Source organism: Bacteroides muris (ex Afrizal et al. 2022) (assembly GCF_004793475.1).
In the GTDB taxonomy this organism is placed as follows: domain Bacteria; phylum Bacteroidota; class Bacteroidia; order Bacteroidales; family Bacteroidaceae; genus Bacteroides; species Bacteroides muris.
This window is the reverse complement of record NZ_SRYZ01000050.1, coordinates 21,476-27,574: the sequence shown is the minus strand read 5'-3', so window position 1 is coordinate 27,574 and position 6,099 is coordinate 21,476. Positions and strand designations below refer to the sequence as shown.

The window sequence follows — 6,099 nt, the reverse complement described above, 5'->3', positions numbered from 1 at the left end:
GATAATGAAAATCAGCCACTTGGCCTATTTTATTATACTAAATATTATTTACTAACTCATTTGTTTTCAACGGATTAACTGTAATTTTAACGAAGTATTAAATTTATAACTCAGCCCTTTAATAAAGGGAAACTTTACCTCAAGCACATTATTAGTGATAACCTTTGCACGGATATCTTTTGTCTTATTATTAAGAGATCCCAACGGATTAATGCTGAAAGCTGAAGAGGAGTCCTCAGTAGCAGAAAGTGTAAGTGAACCGTCCTCGTTATAAGCACGTCCCAACGGAACTTGTTTTATAGCCCGCCAAAAAGAAGCACTGCTACCACTACGATCGTAGCGACCTAACTGTGTAGTAGTAGAAAATTTCAACCAACTATTAAATTCCTGATCAAGATTGAAACGTACATTATAACGCTTGAACTCATTGCCTACCGAAGTTCCTTTCACATCCGTATAGTTTAATGAAATGAAATAGCTGGTTTTGTTAGCTCCACCACGGAAAGAAAGGTTATGCTGTTGTTTTATACCGGTCTGTGTTGCCAACTTCATCCAATCAGTACTCTGACCGGCAGCATACATAGCTAATTCAGTAGGAGTAAAGTTATCTAACCAAGGTTCAAGATTCTCTTCTGTAGGAGGAGTAGTATTGGTAACCTTGAAAGCTTCAGATTTATACTTATAGAATTCTTTGCCATTCATCATACGAGGTAAATTGATAGGCTGGTCAATAGTAACATAAGTATCGTATGATACCGTCAATCTGTCTTTCTTACCGCGCTTAGAAGTAATAAGGATTACACCGTTAGAACCGCGAGCACCATAAATGGCTGCTGAAGAGGCATCCTTCAATACTTCTATACTCTCTACATCATTGGGATTGATTTCCGACCATGGACCATCAAAAGGTATTCCATCAAGAATAACAAGAGGTTTATTATCGGCCGTAATGGAGTTGTTACCACGAATACGTGTAGTAGTAGACGAACCTTCAGCATTACTACCCGTCACACTAATATTCAATCCTGGAACTGCTCCTTGCAAAGATTGAATCAAATTAGCTTGTGGGCGACTTTCAAGTACATCCGAGTTAACTGAAGCAACCGAACCTGTAAGATCACTTTTGCGCTGTACACCATAACCTACTACTACCACCTCATCCAGTGCCTGGTTATCTTCTTTCAGTACAATCTTTAACGATGATGCGTCTTTCACCTGCAATGTCTTGGATATATACCCAATGAAACTTATCTCCATTACCGCCCCCTTAGTCACTGAAGCGAGTTTAAAGTTTCCTTCTACATCGGTAATGGTGCCCGTACCCGTACCTTGTATCACTACATTGGCACCGATTATCGGTTCTCCTTGTTCATCTGTCACATTTCCGTTAATATTCCATGTCTGTGCATGAAGTGAGCTTGAAAGTGACAGCATCCACATAAGACAGACAAGCAAAATACCACTTGCGTCTCTCGATTTTTGTCTGGTTTTCATAAATTACATTTTTAAGTTAATAGGAACTTGTGTGTAAAAAATCTCGAGAGCAAAATTAGACAATGTAACAACCGATTATATTCACTGGTAGAGGATTTGGTAAATTCACAAAGTTATATATCACTGATTATCTTTCAATTACAGACAGACTCAATAGATTTTCAGTAGTGATTTAAATTAAATCGGTAATCAAAAACATGTATATAGATAATTGCCATTCGATAGTATTAAGCTATTGAATGGCAATTATCTATATACATGTGGGTAAAAAATGAGAGAAACGCTCAGTCTTCAAATTACTTTTTACAAACCTCTTTCACAGCTCGAAGAAATTCCTCCTTACTGAGCGAAGATTTATTTAAAGTTATAGAACGATTATTATATACGGTTTGCAGTGAACAGTGCAAAAATTCTGCAATCTTCTCACTATCCGTTACCCCCATTCGTATCAAAGCATGAATACGAAGTTCTGTATTAAGCCGCCCAGACTTCACTTCAATATGTTCTTCTGGACGTAGCAAACTATTGAAATGTTCTACGAAATCAGGGTATAAATGCAGAATAATAGAATCAAATTTCTCATAAAATTCCTTCATTTCATCGCTCATGGTAGAGGTAGAACTAATCATTTTCTTTAAATCTTCAAGTTGTCCAGCCTTTAATTTACGGTTCAATTTTTTACGATACTCCTCCATACGGCAAATATAGGACGAACAAAGTTTGAATACCTGACCAATATACTCCTCCTTAATATAATTTGTGTCACGTAGAACCAAATTGAGCTTTTGCAATTCACTATTAAGACTCTTCAACCTACCATTGGCCACATGTAGCTCCACCAAAGCTTTCCTACGTCTTCTTGTTTGCCTTCTCAAAAAGAAAAGAGCTATCAGCAATACAACAGTGAGAAAACTAATAAATAAAAGGAATAGCTTTAGCTGCTCTTGTTGCATATGATCACGCTCAATGTAACTTTGATGTATCCTTCTCTGCAACTTCTGCTGATGAAGCAGTCGTACACGGCTCTTAAAAGCTATACCGATATCAGAACAATAAGTACTATAACGATAGGCTCGGTCCAACTGACCTTGTTCATATAAATAGGAAGCCAATGCGTATAACGAACCAATATCACGATTCACAGCATATACATCAGCAATACCTGAGAGAATCATATTTTCCAGCCACTTGGTATGGTTGTGTTCTTTTTCATAAAGTAGAGCCAAGTTATAAGCTAAAATAGAATAATTACGACTATTAGGTAGAAGACGTTGTTTTTCTTTTTCCAACTCATCCCTAATAGCAATACGTTGTGCACCGGGAACATCTTGATATTTCCACACACGGCTATAAAGGTAGCGTGGCTCGTCAGGAGTGGCCGTCTGCAATACTGAATCTGAATATAACGCATAAAGTTGACCATAATATTCATGCAATGCATCATCACCTAATGAATAGAGCTGCAAACGCGAGCAGAGAGTACGCATCTGACCATAATAACGCGAACGTAAATAGCGAGGCATACTGGAAGAACAGAGTGAATGCATTACTTCAGAGGCTTGACTAAGCAAGCCATTAGCCGTATAAACAAAACCAATACCTAATAAAGATTCAATCTCACGATTCTTATCATGATATTGTCGTGCTAAATCAAGGCTTTGTGTAGTATACTTCATAGCCGAATCTGCATCATACACGCGATATTCTTGATAAATAGCCTGATTAAGTTCATACTGTTTCTCAAATGCCTTAGATTGTCTTAGCGAATGCTTCAACGCCTCTATTCGCTCCTCTTTCTGCAAAATAAGTTTATCAGAATTATCTATCAGACTATCTAATTGAGTAAACAATGCCTCATTTGCCTTAGCAGCACTATCTGAGATATGCTGCTTGCATCCAGCACAAAAAAATAAATATAATAAGAAGAATAGGTTTAAACAAAAATGGTTTTTCATATTTCTATACTCGTTGGTAGAATTCATTTATTTAATAAATGAATTAAAAAAGTTACATACATCTTTGATTTTTAATATCAAAGTTCTAATTACAATCAATTCTACACACAACTTGTATGCAATATTCGCAAGAATTCTCGACATCTGCAAACAATTGACTAGTAATTTGGCTGCTTAACATAGAAATAACCAAATACGAAATACAAAAGCATCCACTCTTCTATTATACTTATATTGTTACTCTTAAATGCTTAACATTAATGATTATTTTGGGAAATAAAAGCAATCGCTCTTAGCACAATACCATTCTATTCCAAAACATTTGTAACACTTCTGTAACATGTATGACATCTCCCTGCAACACCAAACTCTTTCCTTTGCAACTAGAAATAAAATACATAGTTTATGGAAACAATCTATTTGGGTATTGTTATCTTTCTGTTCGTACTCGCGATTTTCGACCTCGTGGTAGGTGTAAGCAACGATGCGGTCAACTTTCTGCAATCCGCTGTCGGGGCAAAGGCAGCATCCTTCAAAACCATACTCTTCATTGCAGGCGTAGGTATATTTATCGGAGCAGCCTTGTCCAACGGCATGATGGATATTGCACGGCATGGTATCTACCAACCGCAGCATTTCTATTTTGCCGAAATCATGTGCATCCTGCTTGCGGTCATGCTGACGGATGTTGTACTGCTTGACGTTTTCAACACGATGGGGATGCCGACCTCCACTACCGTATCAATGGTGTTCGAGCTACTGGGAGGTACGTTCGCACTGGCACTCATCAAGGTCTATAATAGCGATACACTGGGCCTGGGTGACCTCATCAATACCGACAAGGCACTGTCTGTCATCATGGGTATCTTCCTGTCCGTCGCTATCGCCTTCTTCTTCGGTATGTTGGTGCAATGGCTGGCACGTATCGTGTTCACCTTCAACTACAAGAAGAAAATGAAATACAGCATTGCACTGTTCGGCGGTATAGCTACCACCAGCATCATCTACTTCATGCTGATAAAGGGGCTGAAAGACAGTTCATTCATGACCCCTGAAAACAAGCAATGGATACACGACAATACCGCATTGCTGATAACCGGTTTCTTTGTATTCTTTACCATACTGATGCAGATACTGCATTGGTGCAGGGTAAATGTCTTCAAAGTAGTGGTTCTGATGGGTACTTTCGCCCTCGCACTTGCCTTTGCCGGCAATGACTTGGTGAATTTTATCGGTATCCCCCTCGCAGGATATTCCTCATTTATTGACTATACAGCCAATGGTACGGCCGCCGGTCCCGACGGATTCCTGATGTCCTCACTCCTCGGTGCAGCCAAAACCCCATGGTATTTCCTTATCGGTGCAGGCACGATTATGGTCTATGCACTCTGCACATCCAAGAAAGCCCACAACGTCATCAAGACTTCCGTTGACCTTGCCCGCCAAGACGACGGCGAAGAGAACTTCGGAAGTACCCCGATAGCCCGTACACTGGTACGCTTCAGCATGACCCTGGCTAACGGAATATCCAAAACAATGCCCGAAAGCAGCAAACAATGGATAAACACACGATTCCAGAAAGATGAAGCCATCATAGCCGACGGTGCCGCCTTCGACCTGGTCCGCGCCTCCGTCAATCTCGTATTGGCAGGTCTGCTCATCGCCTTGGGAACTTCCTTGAAATTACCCCTCTCCACTACTTACGTCACCTTCATGGTGGCAATGGGTACCTCGCTTGCCGACCGTGCCTGGGGACGTGACTCGGCTGTATTCCGCATTACGGGTGTGCTCAGTGTCATCGGCGGTTGGTTCATCACTGCCGGAGCAGCATTCACCATCTGTTTTTTCGTGGCATTGGTTATCCATTTCGGTGGTACGATTGCCATTCTGGCACTGATTGGTCTGGCAGTCTTCATGCTGATTCGCAGCCAAGTGATGTACAAGAAGCGCAAAGAGAAAGAAAAAGGCAGCGAGACTCTGAAACAATTGATGAAGAGTACGGACAACAATGAAGTCATCGAATTGCTCCGCAAGCATACCCGCGAGGAACTGGTGAAGATTATGGAATTCACAGAAGAGAATTTTGAACGTACCGTCACTTCCTTCCTACACGAGAATCTACGCGGACTGCGTCGTGCCATGGGCTCAGTAAAATTCGAAAAACAACTCATCAAGCAGATGAAGCGTACCGGAACACTTGCCATGTGCCGTCTCGACAACAATACCGTACTGGAAAAAGGACTCTATTACTATCAAGGCAACGACTTTGCCAGCGAACTGGTGTACAGCGTAGGCCGTCTTTGCGAGCCGTGTCTGGAGCACATCGACAACAACTTCAAGCCGCTGGATGCCATTCAAAAGGGAGAGTTCACAGATGTTGCAGAAGATATCTGCTACCTGCTGCAAGTATGCCGCCACAAATTGGAGACGAACGACTATAACGAACTTGAGACCGAGATTCGCAAAGCCAACCATCTAAACGGCGAGCTGTCGCACTTGAAACACAAAGAACTGCAACGCATTCAGAGCCAGAGCGGCAGCATCAAGGTGAGCATGGTCTATCTGACTATGATACAAGAAGCCCAGAACATAGTGACCTACACCATCAACCTGATGAAAGTAAGCCGCAAGTTCCAGGCCGAAGAATAAT

3 protein-coding genes are annotated in these 6,099 nt (G+C 41.1%); 1 reads left to right on the top strand and 2 read right to left on the bottom strand.

Features of this window, described 5'->3' with window-relative positions:
- Nucleotides 1–66: 66 nt before the first annotated feature.
- The gene (locus tag E5355_RS15925; protein ID WP_246866981.1) at nucleotides 67–1,494 is read right to left on the bottom strand and encodes a SusC/RagA family TonB-linked outer membrane protein; all 1,428 of its coding nucleotides are present in this window, start codon (nucleotides 1,492–1,494) and stop codon (nucleotides 67–69) included.
- A gap of 296 nt (nucleotides 1,495–1,790) precedes the next feature.
- The gene (locus E5355_RS15920; RefSeq protein ID WP_246866980.1) at nucleotides 1,791–3,449 is read right to left on the bottom strand and encodes a DUF6377 domain-containing protein; all 1,659 of its coding nucleotides are present in this window, start codon (nucleotides 3,447–3,449) and stop codon (nucleotides 1,791–1,793) included.
- A gap of 405 nt (nucleotides 3,450–3,854) precedes the next feature.
- Between E5355_RS15920 and E5355_RS15915 the strand changes: the two genes are divergently transcribed.
- Nucleotides 3,855–6,098, top strand: coding sequence for an inorganic phosphate transporter (locus E5355_RS15915; RefSeq protein WP_136011124.1), 2,244 nt, complete (start codon nucleotides 3,855–3,857; stop codon nucleotides 6,096–6,098).
- Nucleotide 6,099 lies beyond the last annotated feature (1 nt).

Coding starts and splice junctions, on each gene's coding strand:
- E5355_RS15925 (WP_246866981.1), bottom strand. CDS start 1,494: ATGAAAACCAGACAAAAATCGAGAGACGCAAGTGGTATTTTGCTTGTC.
- E5355_RS15920 (WP_246866980.1), bottom strand. CDS start 3,449: ATGAAAAACCATTTTTGTTTAAACCTATTCTTCTTATTATATTTATTT.
- E5355_RS15915 (WP_136011124.1), top strand. CDS start 3,855: ATGGAAACAATCTATTTGGGTATTGTTATCTTTCTGTTCGTACTCGCG.